We start from the raw sequence: 1,107 nt of genomic DNA, 5'->3' as shown, positions 1-1,107 counted from the left end.
GCAGTAACTTTATCTCCTAAATTAGCAGAATTTGTAGCAGTTTCTATAGCAGTTACTTTAGCTGTTAAGTCAGCTGGAATAGTATCAGTTTTAGCCTTTATAGCAGTAACATCAGCAGATTTAGCTAAAGGAGCTAGTTCAGCAGATTTAGCTAAATTACCTAACTCAGTTCCTAAATCAGCAGGCATCTTATCAGTCTTAGCCTTTATAGCAGTGACATCAGCTCCTAAGGTATCTGTAATCTTATCAGTCTTAGTTTGTATTGCAGTAACTTTATCTCCTAAATTAGCAGAATTTGTAGCAGTTTCTATAGCAGTTACTTTAGCTGTTAAGTCAGCTGGAATAGTATCAGTTTTAGCCTTTATAGCAGTGACATCAGCTCCTAAGGTATCTGTAATCTTATCAGTCTTAGCCTTTATTCCTGATATCAGATCTGTTCCGACTTGAGTTTTTATGGTAACTAAGTCAGCGCTTAAGTCAGCTGGAATAGAATCAGTCTTAGTTTTTATTGCATCTACATTAGTTCCAATACCTAATAATGTAGCAATTGCACCTCCAGTCATGAACTTTGTTGCTGTAGCACTGTAATCTATTTCAGCAGCACCATTAGGTTCATACTTAAAAGTGTTGAAAACATTAGTAGCATTGTCTACACCAAAGGTATACTTATTCTGTGCAGCATCTTCATAAATTATGCTTTTAATGTTAGGGGATGGTACATTTCCTCCAGAGTTGTCTTTAAAAGTTAAACTAGCCATATCACTTTCCGTTAATTATAAAAACCATAATGTGCATGAAAATAATATAAATTCCGTAAATACTAGATTTTGCATAAGATTTCCTTGAAGCTTTTCGCTTCAGAATTCTTCTCTTGCCGTCCCAGTCTCCTCTGTCATTTCATTGTCTGGGCACACAACTGTACGAATATTATGGTTTGGGCTAAAAAGATGCAAGTAGCCCCTTCGGTGTCATCCCAGTCCTCTCTTCTGTCATCCCAGTGCTTGACACTGGGATCTCATTTTATTTTATAATTTCATCATATAAATCAGCCCAATTTGGATTTTCCCTTTCAACTAAATCAATTTTCCATTCTCTTTTCCAGCTTTT

Annotated in this window: 1 pseudogene; it reads right to left on the bottom strand. The window is 36.0% G+C overall.

Annotated elements, in window-relative coordinates:
- Positions 1-758, bottom strand: a pseudogene (locus ACJ5GX_RS05770) (hypothetical protein); the annotation flags it as partial.
- Between the last annotated feature and the right edge of the window lie 349 nt (positions 759-1,107).

Source organism: Wolbachia endosymbiont of Tuta absoluta, assembly GCF_059414725.1.
This window is presented reverse-complemented; position numbering and strand designations above follow the sequence as displayed.